The following is a 22302-nucleotide window of genomic DNA, read 5'->3' as shown; positions in this document are numbered from 1 at the left end:
GTACTAGGCCTCGATCTTGGTAACGGTGATCTGCGGCTCGGCGGCGTCGCCGGTGACGACGGGGTCGAGCTTGAGGGACAGGGTTTCGGTCTTGACCAGCTCTTCATTGGCGCGCAAGGCGTCAACCACGTCGTGGACGGCCAGGACGGTGGTGTGGATGCGGTCGCTGACGTTGAGTCCTGCGTCCTTGCGGGCCTGCTGGATGGCGCGGACCATGTCCCGCGCCAGGCCTTCGGCAGCCAGCTCCGGAGTGACTGCGGTGTTCAGGACCACGAAACCACCGCCCTGAAGGACAGCGACGGCAGCGGACGAACCGTCAGCGGATTCCGCGACGACAGTCTCGAGCGTGTACTCCTGCGGTTCCAGCTCGAGGCCGCCGGCCGTGACCACTCCTTCATCGGAAACAGACCAATCGCCGGACTTGGAGCCCTTGATGGCCTGCTGGACGTTCTTGCCCAGCCGTGGGCCTGCCGCGCGGGCATTGACCACGAGTTTCTGCTCGATCCCGAATTCCTCCGGCGACGCCGTAGCGGCGTCCAGGAGCCGGACCGAGCGCAGGTTCAGTTCATCCGCGACGACGGCGGCGAATCCTTCCAGCGCGTCCGCACCGGGTGCCACCACCGTGAGCTCCTGGAGCGGCAGGCGGACGCGAAGGTTGGCGGCCTTGCGCAGGCTGGAGCCCGTGGAACAGATCTGCTGCACCCGGTCCATGGCCTCGACGAGTTCCGGGTTTGCCGGGAACAGCGAGGCCTCGGGCCAGTCAGCCAAGTGCACGGAACGCCCTCCGGTCAGGCCGCGCCAGATCTCCTCGGAAACCAAGGGAAGCAGCGACGCCGAGACGCGGCAGACTGCCTCGAGTGCCGTGTAGAGGGCGTCGAAGGCGTCGGTGTTCTCGTCGAAGAAGCGCTGCCGGCTGCGTCGGACATACCAGTTGGTGAGCATGTCCAAGTAGCTGCGCAGTTCATCGCAAGCCCCGGAAATGTCGTATTCATCCAGGCTCGAGGTGATGTTGCGGACGAGGTCGCCGGTGTTTGCCAGCAAGTACTGGTCCAGGGTGTCCGCGTAGCCGTCGTAGCGCAGTTTGGCGTCATAACCGGCGCCGCCGTTTGAAGCGTTCGTGTACAGCGTGAAGAAACTGTAGACGTTCCACAATGGCAGGATGACTTGGCGGACGCCGTCGCGGATTCCCTGTTCGGTGACCACGAGGTTGCCGCCGCGCAGGATGGGGCTGGACATCAGGAACCAGCGCATGGCGTCCGAGCCGTCGCGGTCCAGGACCTCGGAGACGTCCGGGTAGTTGCGCAGGCTCTTGGACATCTTCTGCCCGTCCGAACCCAGGACGATGCCGTGGCTGATCACGTTGCGGAAGGCCGGCCGGTCGAAGAGTGCCGTGGACAGGATGTGCAGCATGTAGAACCAGCCGCGGGTCTGCCCGATGTACTCGACGATGAAGTCGGCAGGGTTGTGGGTCTCGAACCATTCCTCGTTTTGGAACGGATAGTGCACCTGGCCGTAGGGCATGGAGCCGGAGTCGAACCAGACGTCCAGCACGTCCTCCACCCGGCGCATGGTGGACTGGCCCTCTTCGGGAGAGCGCGGGTCGTCAGGGTTGGGCCGGGTCAGTTCGTCGATGAACGGGCGGTGCAGGTCAACCTGGCCGCTGTTGTTCATCGGAAGGCGGCCGAAATCGGCCTCCATCTCGGCGAGGGAGCCGTAAACGTCCGTGCGCGGGTACTCGGGATCGTCGGACTGCCACACCGGGATCGGCGAGCCCCAGTAGCGGTTGCGGCTGATGGACCAGTCGCGGGCGTTGGCCAGCCACTTGCCGAACTGTCCGTCCTTGACGTTCCCCGGGATCCAGTTGATCTCCTGGTTCAGTTCGGACATCCGGTCCTTGAACTTGGTGACCTCCACATACCAGGAAGACACGGCACGGTAGATCAAGGGGTTGCGGCAGCGCCAGCAGTGCGGGTAACTGTGCTCGTAGCTGGCCTGGCGAACCAGGCGACCGCCGGAACGGAGTGCCTGCGTGATCGGCTTGTTGGCATCGAACACCTGCAGTCCGGAGATTTCAGCGAGCGGTCCGTGCGCGAACAGGTGGAGGAACTTGGCGCCTTCGTCGACGGAAAGGACCACGGGGATGCCTGCGTCCTCGCAGACCTTCTGGTCATCTTCACCGTAGGCCGGGGCCTGGTGGACGATGCCCGTACCGTCGGTGGTGGTGACGTAGTCCGCCACGAGGAAACGCCAGCCGTTCTGGGTGCCGTATTTCTCGGTGTCGGAGAAGTAGTCCCACAGCGGCTCGTATTCCAGGCCCGCCAACTCGGTGCCCGTGAAGGTGGCGGTGACGGCGGCAGTAGCGGCAGCGCCGTCGTCGTACCCCAGGTCCTTCGCGTAGCTGCCGAGCAGATCGGCGGCCAGCAGGAAGCTGCCCGTCACCGGAGCCTCCGCGGAGGCGGCCTTGATGCCGTTGGGACCGGCGGGAACCACCGCGTAGGAGATGTCCGGCCCGACCGCGAGCGCGAGGTTGGTAGGCAGGGTCCAGGGGGTCGTGGTCCACGCGAGCGCCTGCACGCCGGCAAGGGACTTGGAGAGCTCGGATTCCCCGGCCTTGATGGGGAAGGTCACCGTGACGGTCTGGTCCTGGCGGTTCTTGTAGACATCGTCATCCATGCGCAGCTCATGGTTGGACAGCGGCGTCTCGTCCTTCCAGCAGTACGGCAGGACGCGGTACCCGTTGTAGGTGAGGCCCTTCTCGTGGAGCTGCTTGAAGGCCCACAGGACAGACTCCATGTACTCGACGTTGAGGGTTTTGTAGTCGTTGTCGAAGTCCACCCAGCGTGCCTGGCGCGTGACGTAGCTCTTCCATTCGTCCGCGTATTTCATGACGGAGGCACGGCAGGCGTCGTTGAACTTGTCGATGCCCATCGCTTCGATCTGGGTCTTGTCCGTCATGCCCAGTTGCTTCATGGCCTCGAGTTCAGCGGGCAGCCCGTGGGTATCCCAGCCGAAGCGCCGTTCGACGCGCTTGCCGCGCTGGGTCTGGTAGCGGCCCACCAGGTCCTTGGCGTAGCCGGTCAGGAGGTGGCCGTAGTGGGGCAGCCCGTTGGCGAAGGGAGGACCGTCGTAGAAGACGAACTCGTTGCTGCCGGGGTGTCCACCGGGCAGATCGGCGCTGCGGTTGTCGATGCTGGCTTGGAAGGTGCCGTCTTCATCCCAGTACTTGAGGATGCGCTCTTCGATCTCCGGGAACTTCACGGAGGCGGACACCCCTCGCGAGGTGCCGGACGGAGTTGTGGAGGCCTTGGGGTAATACGTCATCTCTTCATCCTGGGTTGAGCCGGTGAACACAAAGTTTCATTCAGGATGCGAGGACGGCGCCAGCTGCGTTGTTTCCAACTGCGCCGGTACCGCGGTACCACCTCACTTACCGCCGCTGGTGCTGCTCCCTGTGAAGGGGAGCCGTTCCGGCGTCGGCCGCTCATTGCTGCTGTGACGGGCTTACCCGTCCGGTTCTACTGACTCCCATGGTGGCGGGGGCGTTCTTCCGGAAGCTCACCGGTGATGTCCGGGTCAAAGCTTGTGCCACAAGTCTAGCGGCAGCGGCGCCGCGAGCTCCACTTGGGCGGAACGCGCGGCGCCTCGACCTTAGCCCTTGCGGATCAACTTGTGGGTAGCTGCCTGTGCCACCGGGCGGACGATGATCTCGTCGAGGTTGATGTGGTGCGGGACGGAGACCGCGTACTTGACGACGTCGGCGACGTCCTCGGGGGTGAGCGGCTTCTCGACCCCGGCGTACACCTTAGCCGCCGCGGTGGCATCGCCGAGGCGATTGAGCGCGAATTCCTCCGTTTGGACGAGGCCGGGTGCCACCTCGATCACGCGGATGTTGTTCTCGGCCTCTTCAAGGCGCAGGGCACCGGTCATGGCGTGCTGTGCGAACTTGGCCGCGTTGTACCCGCCGCCGCCCTCGTAGGCCGTGAATCCCGCAGTCGATGTGAGGTTCAGGACAGTGCCCTCTCCGTTGGCCCGCAGCATCGGGAGGAAGGCCCGGGTCAGCTTCAGGGTGCCGAGCACGTTGACTTGGTACATCCAGTCCCAGTCTTCGGTCTGCGCGTTGGCCAGGGTGTCTGCGCCCCGTGCGCCGCCGGCGATGTTGATGAGCGTGTCCGCTCCCCCTGCTTCGGTGACGGCGGAGAGCAAGGCCGCGACATCGTCGTCGTTGGTGATATCCGCGGCGAACGGCACAGCGCCGCTCTCGGCGCCGAGTGCCTCAAGCCGCTCGGCACGGCGGGCGACGGCGAATACCTTCCATCCATCGGCGGCGAGGGCCCGCACCGTGGCTTCGCCGATTCCGGTGCTGGCGCCGGTCACTACTGCGGTCTTCGTCTGTACTTCCTCAGTCATGGCACCAGCCTATCTCCGACTCCTCCCCCTCCCAGTTGTCCCATTCACCGTTTCCCTTGCGCTGGATGTCAACACCAAGCGCACCAGCTCTCTCTGCCCTCACCAAGGCTGGGACAGACGGCGCGGAATTCATCGCCGAGAGTGCCCCGGACACAATGGGCAGCACAGAATTCGGATCTCGGAGTACCCAACTCGCTGGAATACGCACCACGGGGATCCCTTGCATAACCAAGGAATTCCAGCGATTGCGGTCGTTCTCGAATTCCCGTGGCCCCGAATGGAACCTCCGGCCATCAACTTCGTAGACGAGTGCCCCATTGACGACACCATCCACTCGGCCCACTCCGGCGATCTGCACTTGCGTGTTCACCCGGAATCCTGCGTCTTCGAGGGCCAGGCGCGCCAAAGTCTCAGGCATGGACTGCGAATCGGCACGGATCCTGGCAATCAGGAGGCGGATCCGCCAGTCGTGGGATCCCGAGAAATGCGCTTTGAGGTCCCTCAGCATGACGCGTCCGCCCGCAACGGCCCCTTCTGCCACGACGAGTGCCTGCCACGCCGGAACACACCTGAAGGCCTGGCACACCGCGTCGAATTCTGAAACCACGAGCTGCTTGGCTGAACGTTTGCCCCGATGGACCACACAGCCCGGAATCTTCTTGGCGCTGTCCCTGACAACGTGGGGCACGGCGGCCGGTTTCCAGACCCAAAGGCCCCGGGCCGACGCCGCAGACACGCACGCCAAGGACACATTCTGCCCGGCTGCTTTGACAATGTCGGGCCTGGCCGACGGAAGAGCATACGTACCGCGCGCAGTCTTCACCAAGAGCCCGTGGTCCACAAGCTCCCGAATTTGGAACCTGTCGAGGCCCATCCGCCGTAAATGGCTGAAGCGGCATACACCCCAATTGCGCTGAAGCATGCGCTGAATCTCGTCCATGGTTCAACCGTGCTTCGCGCCGACAAGGCAATTCCAGCCGTCAAGTGCCGTATGTGGACATCCCGCCGACCGCGTTCCTCCCCAGCTGTCCCATCGCCGGTGACGGGTGTGGGCCTTGTCAATACCACCCGCCCCACGCTCATCCTGGGACGCAGACAGTGGGACAACTGGAAGAGGGAGCAAGGGCGGCCCGCTGCTACTGCACCTCCGGGTGCCACGGAACAAAGGGGGCCATGAAACAATTGGCGCATGGCTGAATCAACGCAGGGTACAGACACGCCCGCCACCGCCCCCATCAACGTTCCCGACAAGCCGGCCCTTGAAGGCCTTGAGGCTGCCCTGACGCAGCGCTGGCTGGACGAAGGAACCTACAAGTTCAACCCGGACACCACCCGGGAGCAGGTCTACTCGATCGACACTCCCCCGCCCACCGCATCCGGCTCGCTCCACGTGGGCCACATGTTCTCGTTCACGCAGACGGATGTGCAGGCCCGCTACATGCGCATGACCGGCAAGAACGTCTTCTACCCGATGGGCTGGGACGACAACGGTCTGCCCACCGAGCGCCGCGTGCAGAACTACTACGGCGTCCGCTGCGATCCCGCCATTCCCTACAACGCCGACTACCGTCCGCCGGCACAGCCTGCGAAGAACCAGCGCGACTTCGACGTCGTCTCGCGGCAGAACTTCATCGAACTCTGCGAGGAACTCGCCGTCGAGGATGAAAAGGTCTTCGAGAACCTGTTCCAGACCCTCGGCCTGTCCGTTGACTGGGACCTGACGTACCGCACCATCGACGACACCTCCCGTGCCGTGTCCCAGCGCGCCTTCATTGCCAACCTGAACGCCGGGGACGCCTACATGGCCGAAGCACCGACGCTGTGGGACGTGACCTTCCGCACCGCAGTCGCGCAGGCCGAGCTGGAAGACCGTGACGTCGCCGGCGCGTACTACCGCTACCCCTTCTTCACTGCTGACGGCGAGAAGATCTACATCGAGACAACGCGTCCGGAACTGCTCGCAGCGTGCGCGGCGCTGGTGGCAAACCCCGACGACGAGCGCTACCAGCCGCTGTTCGGCAAGACCGTCACGTCTCCCCTGTTCGACGTCGAACTCGAGGTTAAGGCCCACCCGCTCGCCAAGGCGGACAAGGGATCCGGCATCGCCATGGTCTGTACCTTCGGCGACCTGACCGACGTCACCTGGTGGCGAGAGCTGCAGTTGCCCACACGCGCCATCATGGGCCGTGACGGACGCATCATCGCGGAGACCCCTGAGTGGATCACTACCGACGCCGGCAAGGAAGCCTACGCGGCGATTGCCGGCAAGACGGCGTTCTCCGCCAAGGAGGCAGTGGTCGAGCTGCTCATTGCCGCGGATCTGCTGGACGGCGAGCCCAAGAAGATCACGCACCCCGTGAACTTCTTCGAGAAGGGCGACAAGCCCCTTGAAGTTGTCACGTCGCGCCAGTGGTACATCCGCAATGGCGGACGGGACGAGGACCGCCGCGAACGATTGATCGCGCGCGGACACGAGATCGAATTCCACCCGTCCTTCATGCGTTCCCGCTACGAGAACTGGATCAGCGGGCTCAACGGCGATTGGCTCGTTTCGCGTCAGCGCTTCTTCGGTGTGCCGATTCCCGTCTGGTACCCGCTGGATGCGCAGGGCAACCCGGACTACGAAAACCCGATCCTGCCGTCCGACGAATCCTTGCCCGTAGACCCCGCGGCAGACGCGGCACCCGGCTTCGACGAGTCCCAGCGCGAGCAGCCCAACGGCTTCATCGGCGACGCCGATGTCCTGGACACCTGGGCCACGTCTTCGCTGACTCCGCAGATCGTGGGCGGCTGGAGCCGTGACGAGGAACTGTTCGGCAAGGTTTACCCCTTCGACCTCCGCCCCCAGGGCCACGACATCATCCGCACCTGGCTCTTCTCCTCGGCTGTCCGGGCTGATGCCTTGCAGGACAGCGCCCCATGGAAGCACGCAGCCATCTCGGGCTGGATCCTGGACCCGGACCGCAAGAAGATGTCCAAGTCCAAGGGCAACGTGGTTGTTCCCACCGACGTCCTGAACGAATTCGGCTCGGACGCCGTCCGCTACTGGGCCGCCTCGGCCAAGCTCGGCGCGGACACGGCGTACGAGATCGCCCAGATGAAGATCGGCCGCCGCCTGGCGATCAAGTTGCTCAACGCCTCCAAGTTCGTGCTGAACCTGGGCGCCACGGAGAACTCGGTGGTCGGCTCGGACCTGTCCGTCCTGAGCAACCCCCTGGACCGCGCACTTTTGGCGCAGCTTGCCGACGTCGTGGCCCAGTCCACCAAGGCGTTCGACAACTACGACTATGCCCGTGCCCTGCAGATCACGGAATCGTTCTTCTGGCAGTTCACGGACGACTACGTGGAGCTCATCAAGGACCGCGCCTACGGTGCGGCCGGCGAGACTGAGCAGGCCTCCGTGCTTGCTGCCCTCGCCACCACGCTGGATTCGCTGTTGCGCCTTTTCGCGCCGTTCCTGCCCTTCGCCACCGAAGAAGTCTGGAGCTGGTGGCGCACGGGTTCGGTCCACCGGGCGCCGTGGCCGTCGGCCGTGGAAATCGTCGACGGCGACACCACCATGCTGGGCACGGTCGGCATCGCGCTGAGCGGCATCCGCAAGGCCAAGTCCGAAGCCAAGGTCAAGCAGCGCACCGAGGTCCTCTCCGCCACCATCAGCGCAACCGAGTCGTTTGTTGCACAACTGGAAGCCGGACTGGGAGACCTGAAGGCCGCGGCCAACGCACAGGAGATCTCGCTGGTAGCAGGGGACGGCGAACTCACCGTGAGCGACGTCGTCCTGGCACCCGCCGAGGAGCCCGCGCAAGCGTAGTTCGTAAGGTGCCCGGGAGTTTCCGGGCAAAGGGGAAGCCCCATCAGCGTTTAGCCGTTGGTGGGGCTTCGACTCTTCGGCTGCTTGGTGACGTCTTGGCAGTCTGGCGGAATCCTCGGACTTTCAGGTCTTCCTACCTCGTCACAGGTAGCTTGCATCCAACTTTGCCGAAGGCTGCGTCAGATACATATCACTGAATCTCTGGTTTCCGTGTCCCTCTTCTTTCGAAGTGGGTAAGTTCTATTCTTGACCTGCTCCCCAGCCAGCACAAGCCCCCTTCGGGAACTACTGCTCTGTAATTCGGGGCTTCAAGGCATGCCTCCAGGGTTCTGGACATGGGGGCTTTGTGGCACAGTGTTGCTATGCCAGAACTTCCCGAAGTGGCCGGGTTGACTGCCTTCCTGGGCAGGAATCTTCTCGATGCCGAACTGACGAAGATTCAGATCACTTCCTTTGCCGTGCTGAAGACGGCCGATCCCCCGTACTCAGCCCTGGAGGGTCGCAAGATCGTCGGGGTGGAACGCTTCGGCAAGTTCGTCAGTCTCGACGCCGAGGGCATCCATTTCATCTTCCACCTCGCCAAAGCCGGGTGGCTGCGCTACACGGAGCAGCCATCGCAAGCCCAGCTACGGATGGGCGGCAGCAATATTGCCGCGAGGCTCGGCTTCACCAAGGGCGACGGCTCGACTCACGTCGGCGTCGACCTCACGGAGGCGGGAACGAAGAAAAGCCTGGCCATCTACGTGGTGCGCGACCCCTTGGACGTTCCCGGGATCGCGACGCTCGGCCCGGACCCGCTGGGCCCCGAATTCACGGAAGAAACACTGGCCGGAATCCTGGCCGCAAGCCCGCACCAGATCAAGGGGCTCCTTCGGAGCCAAAGTGTCATTGCCGGCATCGGCAACGCCTACAGTGACGAAATCCTGCACGCCGCGAAGATTTCACCGTTCGCGATCGCCAAGTCGCTGGACCAGGGCACAACCCATGTCCTCTATGAGTCCATCGAAAGCATCCTGGGCGCGGCCGTCACGGTGGCCGTCGGGAAGGCCTCCAGCGAACTCAAGGACACGAAGCGCAGCACCATGCGGGTCCACGGCAGGGCGGGACAGCCCTGCCCAGTGTGTGGAACCACGATCCGCGAGGTGTCCTTTGCCGACACGGCTTTGCAGTACTGCCCTGTCTGCCAGACGAACGGAAAGATCCTCGCGGACCGCAGAACCTCGCGATTCCTGAAATAGCCTGCGGCTTAGACGACGGCCCAGGCTACTTGAATTCAGACGGGTTGAATTCCCGCTAGTTGAATTCGGGGCTTTCCGTGCGGCTGCGCTTCAGCTCGAAGAAGTGCGGGTAGCCGGCGAGGGTAACGGTGGCGTCCCAGATCCGGCCGGCTTCCTCGCCACGGGGAATACGGGTGAGGACCGGGCCGAAGAAGGCCGTGCCGTTGACCGCGACCACTGGCGTGCCGACGTCCTGGCCCACGAGGGAGATTCCCGCTTCGTGGCTGGCACGCAACTGGACATCGTATTCCTCGGAATCGGCAAAGCGGGCCAACTCGGCAGGCAGGCCGGTTTCAGCCAATGCCTTGGAGATGACCTCGGCGAAATCCTTGATGCCTTCGTGGTGGATGAGTGAACCCATCGCGTCGTACAACGGCTTGATGTACTCATCTCCGTGCAGCTCGCGGGCGGCAATGATGACGCGGACCGGTCCCCAGCCCAGCTTCATCTTCTCGGTGTATTCAGCAGGCAGCTCGCGGCCTTCATTGAGGACGGAGAGGCTCATGACGTTCCAGGTGGTTTGGATGCCACGGACGTCTTCGACTTCGCCGATCCAGCGGGAGGTCACCCAGGCAAAAGGGCACATGGGATCGAACCAGAAATCAACCTTGTTGGCGGTCTGCTCGGGCACAGGGAAACTCCTTGGGTAGGAAGAAAGGGACGCGGCTGCCGGACGAACGGGTGTCCGGCACCAATCATGCAAACCCCAGGCTAGGCGGACTTATTCCGACGCTTCGCAACGACCTCGTGCGCGATCATGGTGGGCTGGCCCTTCTTGGCCACGGCGTCGGCGGTAATGACAACGCTCGCGATGTCGTCCCTGCTGGGCAGGTCGAACATGACCGGGAGCAGCACTTCCTCCATGATGGCGCGCAGGCCACGGGCTCCGGTGCCGCGTTCCAAGGCTTGGTCCGCAATCGAGTCAAGGGCGTCATCGTCGAACAACAACTCCACGCCGTCCAGCTGGAACATCTTCTGGTACTGCTTGATCAGGGCGTTCTTGGGCTTGGAGAGAATCTGGATGAGCGCGGAACGGTCAAGGTTGGACACGGTGGTGATCACGGGCAGGCGTCCGATGAATTCAGGAATGAGCCCGAACTTGAGCAGATCCTCCGGCATCACCTCGCCGTAGCTGTCAGCGTTGTCCTTGACCTCGTTGAGCGGGGCCCCGAAACCAATCCCTTTGCGGCCAGAGCGGGATCCGATGATGTCCTCGAGCCCGGCGAACGCACCGGCAACAATGAACAGCACGTTGGTGGTGTCGATCTGGATGAATTCCTGATGCGGGTGTTTGCGTCCGCCCTGTGGCGGAACCGAAGCCACTGTGCCTTCGAGGATCTTCAGGAGTGCCTGCTGAACGCCTTCGCCTGACACATCGCGCGTGATGGACGGGTTCTCGCTCTTGCGCGAAATCTTGTCGATCTCGTCGATGTAGATAATGCCCTGTTCGGCCTTCTTGACGTCATAGTCCGCGGCCTGGATGAGCTTCAGCAGGATGTTTTCAACGTCTTCGCCGACGTATCCGGCCTCAGTCAGGGCCGTTGCATCGGCGACGGCGAAGGGGACGTTAAGACGGCGGGCCAGGGTTTGTGCCAAGTAGGTCTTGCCGCACCCGGTGGGGCCGATCAGCAGGATGTTGGATTTGGCGATCTCCACGTCTTCGTGGTGTCCGCCTTCGCCAAGGCCGGTCTTGGGCGCGTGGCCCGCCTGGATGCGCTTGTAGTGGTTGTACACCGCGACGGCGAGGGAGCGCTTCGCGGGTTCCTGGCCGATCACGTACTCCTGGAGGAAATCGAAGATCTCCCTCGGCTTGGGCAACTCGAAGCTGCCAAGATCCGATACTTCCGCGAGTTCCTCTTCGATGATCTCGTTGCAGAGTTCGATGCACTCGTCGCAGATGTACACGCCGGGCCCGGCAATCAGCTTCCGAACCTGCTTCTGGCTCTTTCCGCAGAAAGAACACTTCAGCAGATCCGTGCTCTCGCCAATCCGAGCCATGTGGGAATCCCTTCGTTTCATGCGGGTGGTGCAGCCCCGTACCTATCTTCCAAGAACGGAAGATCGCAGCGGGGGCGCCACCATGACAACTTCCACTGTAGGTCACAATGGGCTGCTTGGGTTGAAACAGAACGCCGATGCGGCCCATATTTCCTGAACCGCACCGGCGTCGAGTTTTTGCCAGCTACCTGGCGATCGCCTGGGGCTTGATCTTGCGGGAATCGAGCACCTGGTCGATCAATCCGTAGTCCATCGCCTCAGCGGCGGTGAGGATCTTGTCGCGCTCGATGTCATTGTTGACCTGCTCGGAGGTACGGCCCGAGTGGTGGGCCAGCGTGTCCTCGAGCCACGTGCGCATGCGCATCACTTCGGCCGCCTGGATCTCGAGGTCCGAAGCCTGTCCACCCTGGCCGCCTGACAGGGCCGGCTGGTGGATCAGGACGCGGGCGTTCGGCAACGCGAGGCGCTTACCGGGAGTGCCGGCGGCGAGCAGCACTGCTGCGGCGCTGGCGGCCTGTCCCAGGCAAACGGTCTGGATCTCGGGACGGATGTACTGCATGGTGTCGTAGATAGCCGTCATGGCCGTGAACGAACCGCCCGGGGAGTTGATGTACAACGTGATGTCGCGGTCCGGGTCCGTGGACTCGAGCACGAGCAGCTGGGCCATGATGTCGTCAGCCGAAGCGTCGTCAACCTGGACACCGAGGAAGATGATGCGGTCCTCGAAGAGCTTGGTGTACGGGTCCTGGCGCTTGAAGCCGTAGGGCGTGCGCTCCTCGAACTGCGGGAGGACGTAACGGCTGGACGGGAGATTACCGGCAGACCATCCAAAGTTGTAGTTCATTTTATTGCTCCTGATCTGAATGTTTCTTGGTGCCGGTTACTTCTCGGAGTTCGACGGGGTCTCGGAATTCGAGGAATTGGCCGTTCCGCCACCGCCGGCAACCGAGCCTGCGTGTGCGGCGATCTTGTCGAAGAAGCCGTAGTCGAGAGCGTCGACGGCCGTGAACCACTTGTCGCGGTCGTTGTCCTTGAGGATGGTCTCCACGGTCTGTCCAGTCTGTTCGGCTGTCAGCTCGGCCATGACCTTCTTCATGTGCAGGATCAGCTCCGCCTGGATCTTGATGTCCGACGCCGTTCCACCGATGCCGCCGGAAGGCTGGTGCATCAGGATGCGTGCGTTCGGAGTGGCGTAGCGCTTGCCCTTGGTGCCCGAGGAAAGGAGGAACTGGCCCATGGAGGCTGCCAACCCGGTGGCGACGGTCACGACGTCGTTCGGAATGAACTGCATCGTGTCGTAGATGGCCATGCCGGCAGTCACCGAGCCGCCGGGAGAGTTGATGTACAGGTAGATGTCCTTCTCCGGGTCTTCAGCGGAGAGAAGGAGGAGCTGGGAGCAGATCGCATTGGCGTTTTCATCGCGGACTTCGGATCCGAGCCAGATGATGCGCTCTTTCAGCAGGCGGTTGTAGATGTAGTTGTCCTGGGCCGCTGGATCGACGGTTGCCATCCTGGGCGCCTCTGCGTGCTGTGACATAAGTACTTACCTCTCGCTGGTGACAGGGCCATTGCTGAACTTGCCATCCCTGATCTTCACTACTTGGACACTAACCGTTTTCCACGGCGATTTGTTCTCCCAAATCGCACTGTTCGCTGACGGCGCACGATTGCCGAAGAGCTCGCTTTCCATGCTCACCGGGCTTAAACCAAGCCGCCCCCGGATCAAGGATCCGGGGGCGGCGAGAGTTGAAACTAGAACTTCACTGCAGCGGGGTCGTCGCTCGGAACAACGGCTGCATCTTCAGCTTCCTCGACAGAAGCCTCTTCGCCGGCGGGGCGCACGAAGTCGCTGAGGTCGACCTTGTTGCCTTCGGAGTCGACAACCTCGGCCTGGCCGAGGACCACTGCGAGGGCCTTACGGCGGCGTACCTCGGAAACCATCATGGGAACCTGGCCGCTCTGATCGATGATCTGGGCGAACTGGTTCGGGTCCATGCCGTACTGGCTTGCGGTTGTGACGATGTAGTCGATCAGCTCGTTCTGGCTGACGCTCACTTCTTCCTTGTCGGCAATGGCGTCAAGGATGATCTCGTTCTGGAAGGCGCGGGCCGTGTTGGCCTTGACCTCGGCGCGGTGCTCCTCGGTGTCGTGCTCGCCTTCACCGTGGGCGTTCTCGGCGTTGAAGTGCGCTTCGAGCTGCTCCTCGACCACAGAGTCCGGAACCGGAACCTCGATGAGCTCGACGAGCTTGTCCAGGACCTTGTCGCGGGCTTCGACGCCCTGGCCGACGACCTTGGACTCAGCGGCCTGCTTGGCAAGGTCTTCGCGGAGTTCGGCAAGGGTGTCGAACTCAGACGCCAGCTGGGCGAAATCGTCGTTGGCCTCGGGGAGCTCGCGCTCCTTGACGGTCTTGACAGCAACCTTGACCTGGGCTGCCTCACCGGCGTGCTCGCCGCCAACCAGCGTGGTGTCGAAGATTGCTTCCTCTTCGGCGGAGAGGCCGGTGACGGCCTCGTCGAGGCCTTCAAGCATGGTGCCGGCGCCAACCTGGTAGGACAGGCCGGTGGCGGAGTCAATCTCGGCGCCGTCGATCGTGGCGGTGATGTCGATGGTCAGGAAGTCACCATCGGCGGCCGGGCGGTCAACGGACTTCAGCGTGCCGAAGCGGCCGCGGAGCTCGTCGAGGGCCTTGTCGACGTCGGCGTCGGAGGAATCCGCTGCAGCGACCTCGACCTTGATGCCGGCGTAGTCCGGGAGCTCAACCTCGGGACGGACGTCGATCTCAACCTGGAACTTCAGTTCACCGTCGGTCGACGACGGGTCCGGAACCTCGGTGATCTCAACCTCGGGGCGGCTCAGCGGGCGAAGGCCGGCTTCCTGGACGGCAGCCTGGTACCAGCCGTTGAGGCCATCGTTGATGGCAGTCTCCAGGACGTAGCCGCGGCCGACGCGCTGGTCAACCAGCTTGGAAGGAACCTTGCCCTTGCGGAACCCGGGAACCTGGATTTGCGAAGCTACGGTCTTGTAAGCGGCATCGATGCTCGGCTTCAGTTCCTCAAAGGGAACCTCAACGTTGAGCTTGACCCGCGTGGCGGTGAGGTTCTCGACAGCGCTCTTCACAGTCTAAGTACTCCTGGTTTTGTGGGATGGGGTTCTGCCGCGTCCCGGACCGGGACAGGCACACAGAGTCGGGGTGACAGGATTTGAACCTGCGACTTCCTGCTCCCAAAGCAGGCGCTCTAGCCAAGCTGAGCTACACCCCGTGAATGCACAGGACAGTCTACGGGCATCTCGCCGGAGAATGCACATTTGACACTTGGCCCCTGAATTAGGTTTAGTTATATCCGGCTTCAACAGCCGCCGGAAAGATGCGCGGAACACTCCCCGAGGTTTGGAGGGTGCATGCGGTCTTGCCCGGGGACGTAGCTTAATGGTAAAGCCTCAGTCTTCCAAACTGATTACGCGGGTTCGATTCCCGTCGTCCCCTCCATGGTACGAAGGGCCCCTCACTGAGGGGCCCTTCGTGTTTTCAGGATGCAACCGGTGAGCGCGGTGCACCAGGTCAGCGCCGGACTTCAGTTCTGGCAGCCGGGGCACCAGTAGAGTTTGCGCGCACCGATCTCGGCCATCCCCACCGTTTCGCCGCATCGCCGGCAAACCTGCCCCTGCCGCTTGTAGACAAAGTGGGCCTCGCCGTCGAGCGCTTCTGCGTTCCCGCCGCTCCACAATGCCGATGGCGTCGTAACAATCCGGCCGTCGCGGACGCCGTCGGACATCGCCGTCACGCTGTCATCCCACAGTCGTCCGGCAGTTTCCGGGTCCAGGGAGCTGCCCGGAGTCCACGGATCGACGCCCTGGCGGAACAGCACTTCCGCGCGATAGATGTTGCCGATTCCGGCCACGACCGACTGGTCCATGAGGAGGAGCCCGACGGCGGTCTTGCGGCGCAGCAGGCGGCGGACGAACTCCTCGCGGTCGCCGGGGCGGTTGTGGAGCGGGTCCGGACCCAAGCGGGCAAGGACAGCAGCGGCCTCTGCCTCGGTGATCGCTGCGCACGTGGTGGCGCCCCTGAGGTCTGCCCAGCCGTTCGCCGCGACGAGGCGCACGCGGACTGCACCAACAGGCTCGGGCGGACCCGAGTAGCGGCTTCCCAGGCTTCCTATGCCGGCTTCCTGGGCGAAGCTCTCGCGTTCGCCGATCCGCCGCGGCGCCCCGATGCTCGAGGCCCCGCGGAAGGATTCATCGCCACCGAAGCTCCACGCACCGTAGAGACCCAGATGGACATGCAGAACCAACCCATGGTCAAAACGCAGGAAGAGCTGCTTGCCGTGCGCCGTCGCTTCGAGCAGCTCGTGGCGGTCCAAAAGCGCTGCGCCCGCGACGAACCGGCCTTGTGGGCTGGAGACCTCCAGAACCTGCCCGGCAAAGACATCCTGGAACTGGCGTGCCAGGCGATGGATGGAATGCCCTTCAGGCATTAGGCAACGATTTCGCCGGTGTTCTCGTAGGTGGCGATCTTTCCGATGCGGCGCACGTGGCGTTCGTCGTTGCTGAACGGTTCTTCCAGGAAGGCCTCGATCAGTCCGGTGGCTTCCTCGACCGTGTGCTGGCGTCCGCCCACGGCGACGACATTGGCGTCGTTGTGCTCTCGGGCCAGTTTCGCAGTGGAGAGGTTCCAGGCAAGCGCTGCCCGGACACCCTTGACCTTGTTCGCGGCAATTTGTTCGCCGTTGCCGGATCCGCCCAGGACGATGCCCAATGCGTGAACGCCCGCCTCTTGGTCGGCGACCACGGCAGCAGCCGCGTTGATGCAGAACGAGGGGTAGTCGTCGAGGGCGTCGTACACCTTGGGACCGTGGTCGACGACGTCGTAGCCCTTGGCCGCCAGGTGGCTTACGAGGTGGGCGCTCAGCTCCATGCCGGCGTGGTCCGTGGCGATGTGGACGCGGGGTGTGGTCACAGGAAGTCCATTCAGTCTGGCGCGCGAACGCGGCAAAGCCGGGCGCGGCGGTGAGGGATGCGGTTCCTAGGTTACTAGGATCGGGCACCAGCCCACCTCTTAAGACGAAGCCCCCGGTTCGATGCCCTCCGGCCCTCAGGTGGCCGGTGGCTGCTCGCCGCGTTGGGCACGCGCCGCGACACGGTTCAGGATCCCCGCGAGCCGGTCCGCCGTGGCCGAGGTCCCGGCGCTGAACGCCACCCTGCGGCCGCTGACCTGGCGCACGACGACGGCGGGACCGCTGCTGACGAGCATGGCCGTGGCCCCTCCGTGGTGCCGGAGTCCCCAGCCACCGAAGTCGGCGGCCCTGACTTCCTGGGCGGCCGCGCCTGCGATGTCCACGGCCGGCACCGTGAGCACCCTGAGTACGCCCGCGACGAAGACCTGCACCCCGCCACGGTCCGCCCGCACCCGGACGAAAAGGAAACACGCCCCGACGACGGCGACCACGGCCAGCAATGCGCCCAACCACGGCAGCGCAATCGCGATCAGCATGGCGGGAAACAACGTGGCCACGCAGATCATGACGAACACCGAACTCCGCGCGTGGACCCACAGCAACATGGAATCCTCTGCCAGGCCGGGGTCTTCCGTGCGGATCCTTTCGGCCTCGAGGGCTGCGTCGTCTTCCGGTGTCCAGTGCGGATCAGGCTTGAATGCCATCATCATAACGATGCCGAGCGGCAACGCCGCGCCCGAGCCCAACGCGAGGACGGTCGGATCGACGTGCGAGCCGCGGGCGTCGGCAAGGCCCGTTTGCCCCACGAGTCCGGCGGCCAGCACAGCGGTGATGAAGAGGGTCACCATGAGGCCCAAGCCCATCATGACCCGGCGCATCATCACGGGCCGGGAAAGGGGAACCGCCTGGAGGAACACGAGCCACCCTGCCACGACCAGAATCCCTCCTCCGCCCAGGACATAGGCGAGGAACGGAGCAAAGCTGATTCCGCCGTCGGCGTTCCACGCGATGGCGACAGGATCCGGAAGGTTGTTGCGCAACATGAGTGCGCACGCGGCGAACGCGGCGGCCAGCAGCAGCGGAAATGCCACCGCAAAGCGGAGTGCCCGGAGGTCCATGGAGTCGCGCATCTTTCCCATATTCCAACGCTACCCCGAGCCGGCGACACTGTGATCGAGCTTCCTTGCCAAGCCGGAATCAAGTGAAAGAATGACTTCACAGCGCCGGCGCTGGCTGAAACCAACCGGCTTCTCGAAACCATTCTTGGAGGCAAACCTTGCCAGGCCTGAACCTGACGCGCGCCGAAGCCGGACAGCGCGCAGAATTGCTCACCGTGAGCTCGTACGATGTCACCCTCGACTTGACGAAGGGCTCCACGGTCTTCGGCTCCACCACGGTGGTGAAGTTCTCCGCCGTCGAGGGCTCCTCGAGCTTTATCGACGCGATCACGGACACCGTGCACAGCGTGACCCTGAACGGCACCGAGCTCGATCCCGCGGCGGTGTCCGACGGTGTGCGCATCCAGCTGCCCGGTCTCGCCGCCGAGAACGAACTGACGGTTGTGGCCGACGCCCCCTACATGAACACAGGTGAAGGCCTGCACCGCTTCGTGGACCCGGTGGACAACGAGGTCTACCTGTACACACAGTTCGAGGTGCCGGATTCCCGACGCATGTTCGCCGTGTTCGAGCAACCGGACCTGAAGGCGGCATTCACTTTCACGGTCACGGCGCCTTCGCACTGGGACCTGATCTCCAACTCGCCCACTCCGGTACCGGTGGAAACAACTCCAGGGGACGACGGCGGTGCGCGCTCCGTCTGGAGCTTCGCCCCCACTCCCCGCATCTCCTCCTACGTCACCGCCTTGATCGCGGGACCGTACCAGTCCGTGCGCAGCAAGGTCACGAGCTCCGATGGCCGCGTCATCCCGCTCGGCGTGTTCGCCCGCAAGTCCCTCATGCAGTACCTGGACGCCGACAACATCTTTGAACTGACCTGCCAGGGATTCGAGTTCTTCGAGGCCCAGTTCGGATTCCCGTATCCCTTCGAGAAGTACGATCAGCTCTTCGTTCCCGAGTTCAATGCCGGCGCCATGGAAAACGCCGGCGCGGTAACCATTCTCGAAGGCTACGTCTTCCGCGGAAAAGTCACCGGTGCCCAGATCGAACGCCGCGCCATCACCGTGCTGCACGAGCTGGCCCACATGTGGTTCGGGGACCTCGTCACGATGCGCTGGTGGAACGACCTCTGGCTCAACGAGTCGTTTGCCGAGTACATGTCCCACCTCGCCGCAGTCGAAAACACCGAATTCGACCGGGCCTGGACCACCTTTGCCTCGGTGGAAAAATCCTGGGCATACCGGCAGGACCAGTTGCCCACGACGCACCCGATTTTCGCCGAGATCAACGACCTCCAGGACGTCGAGGTCAACTTCGATGGCATCACCTATGCCAAGGGAGCTTCCGTGCTGAGGCAATTGGTTGCTTGGGTGGGACCGGAAGAGTTCATGGCCGGAGTCCGCGAATACTTCCGGAAGCACGCGTGGCAGAACACCGAGCTGGTGGACCTCATGAAGGAACTCGAAGCTGCCAGCGGCCGCGACCTGGACCAGTGGGGCAAGCTCTGGCTCGAGACTGCCGGAGTCAACACCCTCTCCCCCGAGCTTGAGGTCGACGCCGACGGCACCATCACGTCTTTCGCGATCGTCCAGACGGCCATCGAGGAGCAGCCGACACTGCGGCCGCACCGCCTCGCCGTCGGGTTCTACAAGCTCTCCGCCGAAGGCAAGCTTGAGAGGACCCACAGGGAGGAGCTCGACGTCGACGGGCCCCGCACCGAGGTCCCCGCCCTTTCCGGAATGGCACGCCCGGACCTGGTCTTGCTCAACGACGACGACCTCGCCTACGCCAAAGTGCGCCTCGACCCCACCTCCTTGGCCACCGCGAAGACCCACCTGAAGGACTTCGCGGGCAGCCTGCCGCGCACCCTGGTGTGGGGCTCGGCCTGGGATGCGGCCCGCGACGGCGAAACCCCGGCCCGTGGCTACGCCGAGCTGATCCTGGCGAACATTGCGTCCGAGACCGATTCCTCCGTGATCCAGACCCAGCTCCGCCAGCTCGCGACCACCTTGACCTACTACGTCGCAGCGGAGCACAAGGACGCAGCGACCGTGGCTGCCGCGGACACGCTCTGGGAACTCTCGAGCACCGCGGCCGCAGGATCGGACGCCCAGCTCCAATTCGTGAAGTCCTTCGCGCTGCTCGCTTCGAGCAACCCGCAGTTGGACAACGTCCAGGCGCTCCTCGACGGCGGCACGGTCCTCGATGGCCTGACAGTTGACCAGGACCTGCGCTGGGAACTCCTCGCCGCCTTGGTGGTGGGCGGGCGCCAAGGCCAGGACCGGATCGACGCCGAGCTGGAGCGCGACCACACGGCCAATGGCCAAAACGCCGCCGCCCTGGCAACGGCGGCCCTTCCCACTCCCGAGGCGAAGGCCGCAGCGTGGAAGAAGATCGTGGTCACGGGCGAGCTTTCGAACGCCATTCAGAGCTCCGCCGTCACGGGCTTCACCCGCGTGTTGGACACCTCCCTGTTGGAGCCGTACGCCGAAGAGTACTTTGAGGCAGTGCCCGAGATCGTTGCCAACCGCACTCACGCGCTGGCCCAGCAGATCGTCGTCGGGCTTTATCCGGCGCAGCTCACCACGCAAGCCACGGTTGACCGCACGGACAAGTTCCTCGCAGAACTGCCGGCGGATAGCAGCGCCCTGCGGCGCATGATGCTCGAAAACCGCGACGGCGTCGCCCGTGCTTTGAAGGCCCGCGCGGCAGACGTCTAGAAGCCGTCGGATAAGTCACCAACAGGCCCCGGTTCCGCTTCAACGGAACCGGGGCCTGTCCGTGTGCCGCCCTGGAAAGCACCGCCGCTAGACTTTCCGCATGAGCCTGGACGAACACCACTACTCCCTGACCGTGCGCTGGACCGGAAATCTGGGCACAGGGACTTCCAGCTACCGCGGCTATACCAGGGACCACGACGTCGAGATCCCGGGCCTGCCCGTCCTGAAGGGATCCTCGGACCCCACCTTCCATGGCGACCGTAGCCGGTACAACCCCGAACAACTGCTCCTCACCGCCCTGTCGCAGTGCCACATGCTGTCTTTCCTGCACGTCGCGGTCAAGCACGGCGTGGTGGTCACCGACTATGTCGACCATGCCGAAGGCATGATGAGGCTCAATCGCGATGGCAGCGGCCAGTTCGAGAACGTCACCTTGAAGCCGCAGGTCACGGTTGCGGACGCGGCCCATATTTCCCTCGTGGACGAATTGCACCACGAGGCCAACCAGGTCTGCTTCATCGCCCGGAGCGTCAATTTTCCGGTTCTTCATGAGCCGAGCACGACGGCGGCCGCGGGCTAACCGGAGCACGGGAATGCTGTTCCGCCGGGAACCACGATGCGGATCCGGCCACGCTACGGCGATAGGGTTGAGCGTGGACAGAGTGTTCAGCGCCCGGCAATCAAGGGCCCGGCGAACAATTGGATCCCGTGAGGAGCATTCCCGCACATGAACGTCGCCTCGTCGACCGACAACATCGTGGCCGATGCAGCCAAAATCGATTACGCGTCAATCTTCGTGACGCTGGGCATCGGATTGGTGTTCTGGGTTGTGGCCCGGTTCATCATCCTGCGTATTACCCGCAGAGTGGCCGAGGGCACCAGTTTCTTCAAGAAACCGCATTTCAGGTGGGTTCAGCCCGCCTTCCGGGCGCTCGACCATGAACGGCGCGCCCAACGAGCGCACACCATCGGCTCGCTGCTGACCAGCGTGCTGAGCGTGGTGGTGGTGGTCATCGTCATCATCTACGTCCTCAAATACCTGAGCGTGGACATTGCGCCGCTGCTCACGAGCGTCGGTATTTTGGGTGTTGCCATCGGCTTCGGCGCCCAACAACTCATCCGCGATTTCCTGTCCGGCATCTTCATCACCATCGAGGACCAGTTCGGGATCGGCGATGTGATCGTCACCACCGAAGTGATCGGCACCGTTGAATCGGTAGGCCTGCGGATCACCCGGCTCCGGGCTGAAGACGGCGCCATCTGGTATCTGCGCAACGGAGAAATCCTGAGGGTGGGCAACCGCTCGCAAGGCGACTACGTGCCGGAGGAACCAGCCGATCCGGACGTTCCGCCTGCACCCCCAGGCACCGCGCCTGCCGAAACCGCAGCATCGGGCGCTCCTCCATCCCCGAAGGAATCCCTCAAGATTCAAGAGCAGAAAGCAGGTGAGTGAGGTGGGCAGCCAGCCGGAAGCCACAGCGCCGCAGCCGGCAGAACGGCGGCAACTGATGCAAAACGACCCCTTCAGCCAGCCTGCCTACACCGACAGCTTCTACGAGGCCATCGGTGGCCACGACACTTTCGTGAAACTCATCGATGTCTTCTACGACGGCGTCGCCGCAGACCCGTTGCTCCGGCCCATGTACCCGGAACAAGACCTCGCCCCCGCCAAGCGACGGTTCCTCATGTTCCTTGAGCAGTATTGGGGCGGCCCGGGCACCTATAGCGAGGAACGCGGGCACCCCCGATTGAGGATGCGGCATATGCCGTTCCAGGTGACACCCGAGGCCAAGGACCGCTGGCTCTTCCACATGCGCGCGGCAGTCGATTCGCTCGGCTTGTCGCCGCTTCACGAAGGTACCCTGTGGGACTACATGGAGCGGGCTGCGCTGACGATGGTCAACAGCCCGTCGGTCCAGCAGCCCTGAGCATGTAAGCGAGGGGCTGTGCGGCCATGGGATTGGACTGGGACGGCCTAGAGTGGGGCAGCAGGGTCCCTACGTGGCGCGGAAC

17 protein-coding genes and 2 tRNA genes are annotated in these 22302 nt (G+C 63.7%); 7 read left to right on the top strand and 12 right to left on the bottom strand.

Annotated features, from left to right (window positions below):
- Window positions 1-3: 3 nt before the first annotated feature.
- The 3 genes from ileS to ACSBOX_RS08440 all read right to left on the bottom strand — a co-directional run bounded on the left by ileS (window position 4) and on the right by ACSBOX_RS08440 (window position 5347).
- A complete protein-coding gene (ileS, locus tag ACSBOX_RS08450) occupies window positions 4-3321 on the bottom strand; it encodes an isoleucine--tRNA ligase (RefSeq protein ID WP_442545995.1) in 3318 nt (1105 codons plus the stop codon).
- Between the two features lie 327 nt (window positions 3322-3648).
- Window positions 3649-4407: an SDR family oxidoreductase gene (locus tag ACSBOX_RS08445; protein WP_442545598.1), complete on the bottom strand. Its 759-nt coding sequence runs from the start codon at window positions 4405-4407 to the stop codon at window positions 3649-3651.
- A complete protein-coding gene (locus tag ACSBOX_RS08440; protein ID WP_442545597.1) occupies window positions 4400-5347 on the bottom strand; it encodes a hypothetical protein in 948 nt (315 codons plus the stop codon). The genes ACSBOX_RS08445 and ACSBOX_RS08440 overlap by 8 nt, the downstream gene beginning before the upstream one ends.
- Window positions 5348-5596: 249 nt before the next feature.
- On the opposite strand from ACSBOX_RS08440, the gene valS reads away from it, so the two are divergent.
- Together valS and ACSBOX_RS08430 are read left to right on the top strand one after the other, a co-directional pair.
- On the top strand, window positions 5597-8218 hold the full coding sequence (gene valS, locus ACSBOX_RS08435; protein ID WP_442545596.1) for a valine--tRNA ligase: 2622 nt from the start codon (window positions 5597-5599) through the stop codon (window positions 8216-8218).
- A 362-nt stretch (window positions 8219-8580) separates the two neighbouring features.
- Window positions 8581-9456, top strand: coding sequence for an Fpg/Nei family DNA glycosylase (locus tag ACSBOX_RS08430; protein WP_442545595.1), 876 nt, complete (start codon window positions 8581-8583; stop codon window positions 9454-9456).
- Between the two features lie 55 nt (window positions 9457-9511).
- Here the strand turns inward: ACSBOX_RS08430 and ACSBOX_RS08425 are convergent, their stop codons facing one another.
- The 6 genes from ACSBOX_RS08425 to ACSBOX_RS08400 form a co-directional block, all read right to left on the bottom strand.
- A complete protein-coding gene (locus ACSBOX_RS08425; RefSeq protein ID WP_442545994.1) occupies window positions 9512-10081 on the bottom strand; it encodes a mycothiol-dependent nitroreductase Rv2466c family protein in 570 nt (189 codons plus the stop codon).
- Between the two features lie 125 nt (window positions 10082-10206).
- Window positions 10207-11493: an ATP-dependent Clp protease ATP-binding subunit ClpX gene (gene clpX / locus ACSBOX_RS08420; RefSeq protein WP_078108672.1), complete on the bottom strand. Its 1287-nt coding sequence runs from the start codon at window positions 11491-11493 to the stop codon at window positions 10207-10209.
- 184 nt (window positions 11494-11677) lie between these two features.
- Window positions 11678-12337 carry an ATP-dependent Clp protease proteolytic subunit gene (locus tag ACSBOX_RS08415; RefSeq protein WP_078108671.1) on the bottom strand — a complete coding sequence of 220 codons (660 nt, stop codon included), beginning with the start codon at window positions 12335-12337 and terminating at the stop codon, window positions 11678-11680.
- A gap of 36 nt (window positions 12338-12373) precedes the next feature.
- On the bottom strand, window positions 12374-13003 hold the full coding sequence (locus ACSBOX_RS08410) for an ATP-dependent Clp protease proteolytic subunit (protein WP_442545993.1): 630 nt from the start codon (window positions 13001-13003) through the stop codon (window positions 12374-12376).
- Between the two features lie 242 nt (window positions 13004-13245).
- Window positions 13246-14613, bottom strand: a complete 1368-nt coding sequence (tig, locus tag ACSBOX_RS08405) for a trigger factor (protein ID WP_442545594.1) — start codon at window positions 14611-14613, stop codon at window positions 13246-13248.
- A 68-nt stretch (window positions 14614-14681) separates the two neighbouring features.
- Window positions 14682-14756 (bottom strand) — tRNA-Pro (locus ACSBOX_RS08400).
- A gap of 153 nt (window positions 14757-14909) precedes the next feature.
- Between ACSBOX_RS08400 and ACSBOX_RS08395 the strand changes: the two genes are divergently transcribed.
- Window positions 14910-14983: transfer RNA gene (locus ACSBOX_RS08395), tRNA-Gly, on the top strand.
- Between the two features lie 85 nt (window positions 14984-15068).
- On the opposite strand, the gene ACSBOX_RS08390 is transcribed toward ACSBOX_RS08395, so the two are convergent.
- From ACSBOX_RS08390 to ACSBOX_RS08380, 3 genes are all read right to left on the bottom strand, one after another.
- Window positions 15069-15971, bottom strand: a complete 903-nt coding sequence (locus ACSBOX_RS08390; protein WP_442545593.1) for an Fpg/Nei family DNA glycosylase — start codon at window positions 15969-15971, stop codon at window positions 15069-15071.
- On the bottom strand, window positions 15971-16411 hold the full coding sequence (locus ACSBOX_RS08385; protein ID WP_442545992.1) for a ribose-5-phosphate isomerase: 441 nt from the start codon (window positions 16409-16411) through the stop codon (window positions 15971-15973). The genes ACSBOX_RS08390 and ACSBOX_RS08385 overlap by 1 nt, the downstream gene beginning before the upstream one ends.
- A 177-nt stretch (window positions 16412-16588) precedes the next feature.
- Entirely contained in the window at window positions 16589-17590 is a 1002-nt protein-coding gene (locus ACSBOX_RS08380) for a hypothetical protein (RefSeq protein WP_442545592.1), read from the bottom strand.
- A 137-nt stretch (window positions 17591-17727) separates the two neighbouring features.
- On the opposite strand from ACSBOX_RS08380, the gene pepN reads away from it, so the two are divergent.
- From pepN to ACSBOX_RS08360, 4 genes are all read left to right on the top strand, one after another.
- Entirely contained in the window at window positions 17728-20289 is a 2562-nt protein-coding gene (gene pepN / locus ACSBOX_RS08375; protein WP_442545591.1) for an aminopeptidase N, read from the top strand.
- Between the two features lie 100 nt (window positions 20290-20389).
- The gene (locus ACSBOX_RS08370) at window positions 20390-20869 is read left to right on the top strand and encodes an OsmC family protein (RefSeq protein ID WP_442545590.1); all 480 of its coding nucleotides are present in this window, start codon (window positions 20390-20392) and stop codon (window positions 20867-20869) included.
- Window positions 20870-21016: 147 nt separating this feature from the next.
- Window positions 21017-21742 carry a mechanosensitive ion channel family protein gene (locus tag ACSBOX_RS08365; protein WP_442545589.1) on the top strand — a complete coding sequence of 242 codons (726 nt, stop codon included), beginning with the start codon at window positions 21017-21019 and terminating at the stop codon, window positions 21740-21742.
- A gap of 55 nt (window positions 21743-21797) precedes the next feature.
- Entirely contained in the window at window positions 21798-22217 is a 420-nt protein-coding gene (locus ACSBOX_RS08360) for a globin (protein ID WP_442545991.1), read from the top strand.
- The last annotated feature ends 85 nt before the right edge of the window (window positions 22218-22302 follow it).

It is taken from the genome of Arthrobacter sp. KN11-1C (assembly GCF_052180225.1).
In the GTDB taxonomy this organism is placed as follows: Bacteria; Actinomycetota; Actinomycetes; order Actinomycetales; family Micrococcaceae; genus Arthrobacter.
This window is presented reverse-complemented; position numbering and strand designations above follow the sequence as displayed.

Coding starts and splice junctions, on each gene's coding strand:
- ileS (WP_442545995.1), bottom strand. CDS start 3,321: ATGACGTATTACCCCAAGGCCTCCACAACTCCGTCCGGCACCTCGCGA.
- ACSBOX_RS08445 (WP_442545598.1), bottom strand. CDS start 4,407: ATGACTGAGGAAGTACAGACGAAGACCGCAGTAGTGACCGGCGCCAGC.
- ACSBOX_RS08440 (WP_442545597.1), bottom strand. CDS start 5,347: ATGGACGAGATTCAGCGCATGCTTCAGCGCAATTGGGGTGTATGCCGC.
- valS (WP_442545596.1), top strand. CDS start 5,597: ATGGCTGAATCAACGCAGGGTACAGACACGCCCGCCACCGCCCCCATC.
- ACSBOX_RS08430 (WP_442545595.1), top strand. CDS start 8,581: ATGCCAGAACTTCCCGAAGTGGCCGGGTTGACTGCCTTCCTGGGCAGG.
- ACSBOX_RS08425 (WP_442545994.1), bottom strand. CDS start 10,081: ATGTGCCCTTTTGCCTGGGTGACCTCCCGCTGGATCGGCGAAGTCGAA.
- clpX (WP_078108672.1), bottom strand. CDS start 11,493: ATGGCTCGGATTGGCGAGAGCACGGATCTGCTGAAGTGTTCTTTCTGC.
- ACSBOX_RS08415 (WP_078108671.1), bottom strand. CDS start 12,337: ATGAACTACAACTTTGGATGGTCTGCCGGTAATCTCCCGTCCAGCCGT.
- ACSBOX_RS08410 (WP_442545993.1), bottom strand. CDS start 13,003: ATGGCAACCGTCGATCCAGCGGCCCAGGACAACTACATCTACAACCGC.
- ACSBOX_RS08390 (WP_442545593.1), bottom strand. CDS start 15,971: ATGCCTGAAGGGCATTCCATCCATCGCCTGGCACGCCAGTTCCAGGAT.
- ACSBOX_RS08385 (WP_442545992.1), bottom strand. CDS start 16,411: ATGGAGCTGAGCGCCCACCTCGTAAGCCACCTGGCGGCCAAGGGCTAC.
- ACSBOX_RS08380 (WP_442545592.1), bottom strand. CDS start 17,590: ATGGGAAAGATGCGCGACTCCATGGACCTCCGGGCACTCCGCTTTGCG.
- ACSBOX_RS08370 (WP_442545590.1), top strand. CDS start 20,390: ATGAGCCTGGACGAACACCACTACTCCCTGACCGTGCGCTGGACCGGA.
- ACSBOX_RS08365 (WP_442545589.1), top strand. CDS start 21,017: ATGAACGTCGCCTCGTCGACCGACAACATCGTGGCCGATGCAGCCAAA.
- ACSBOX_RS08360 (WP_442545991.1), top strand. CDS start 21,798: ATGCAAAACGACCCCTTCAGCCAGCCTGCCTACACCGACAGCTTCTAC.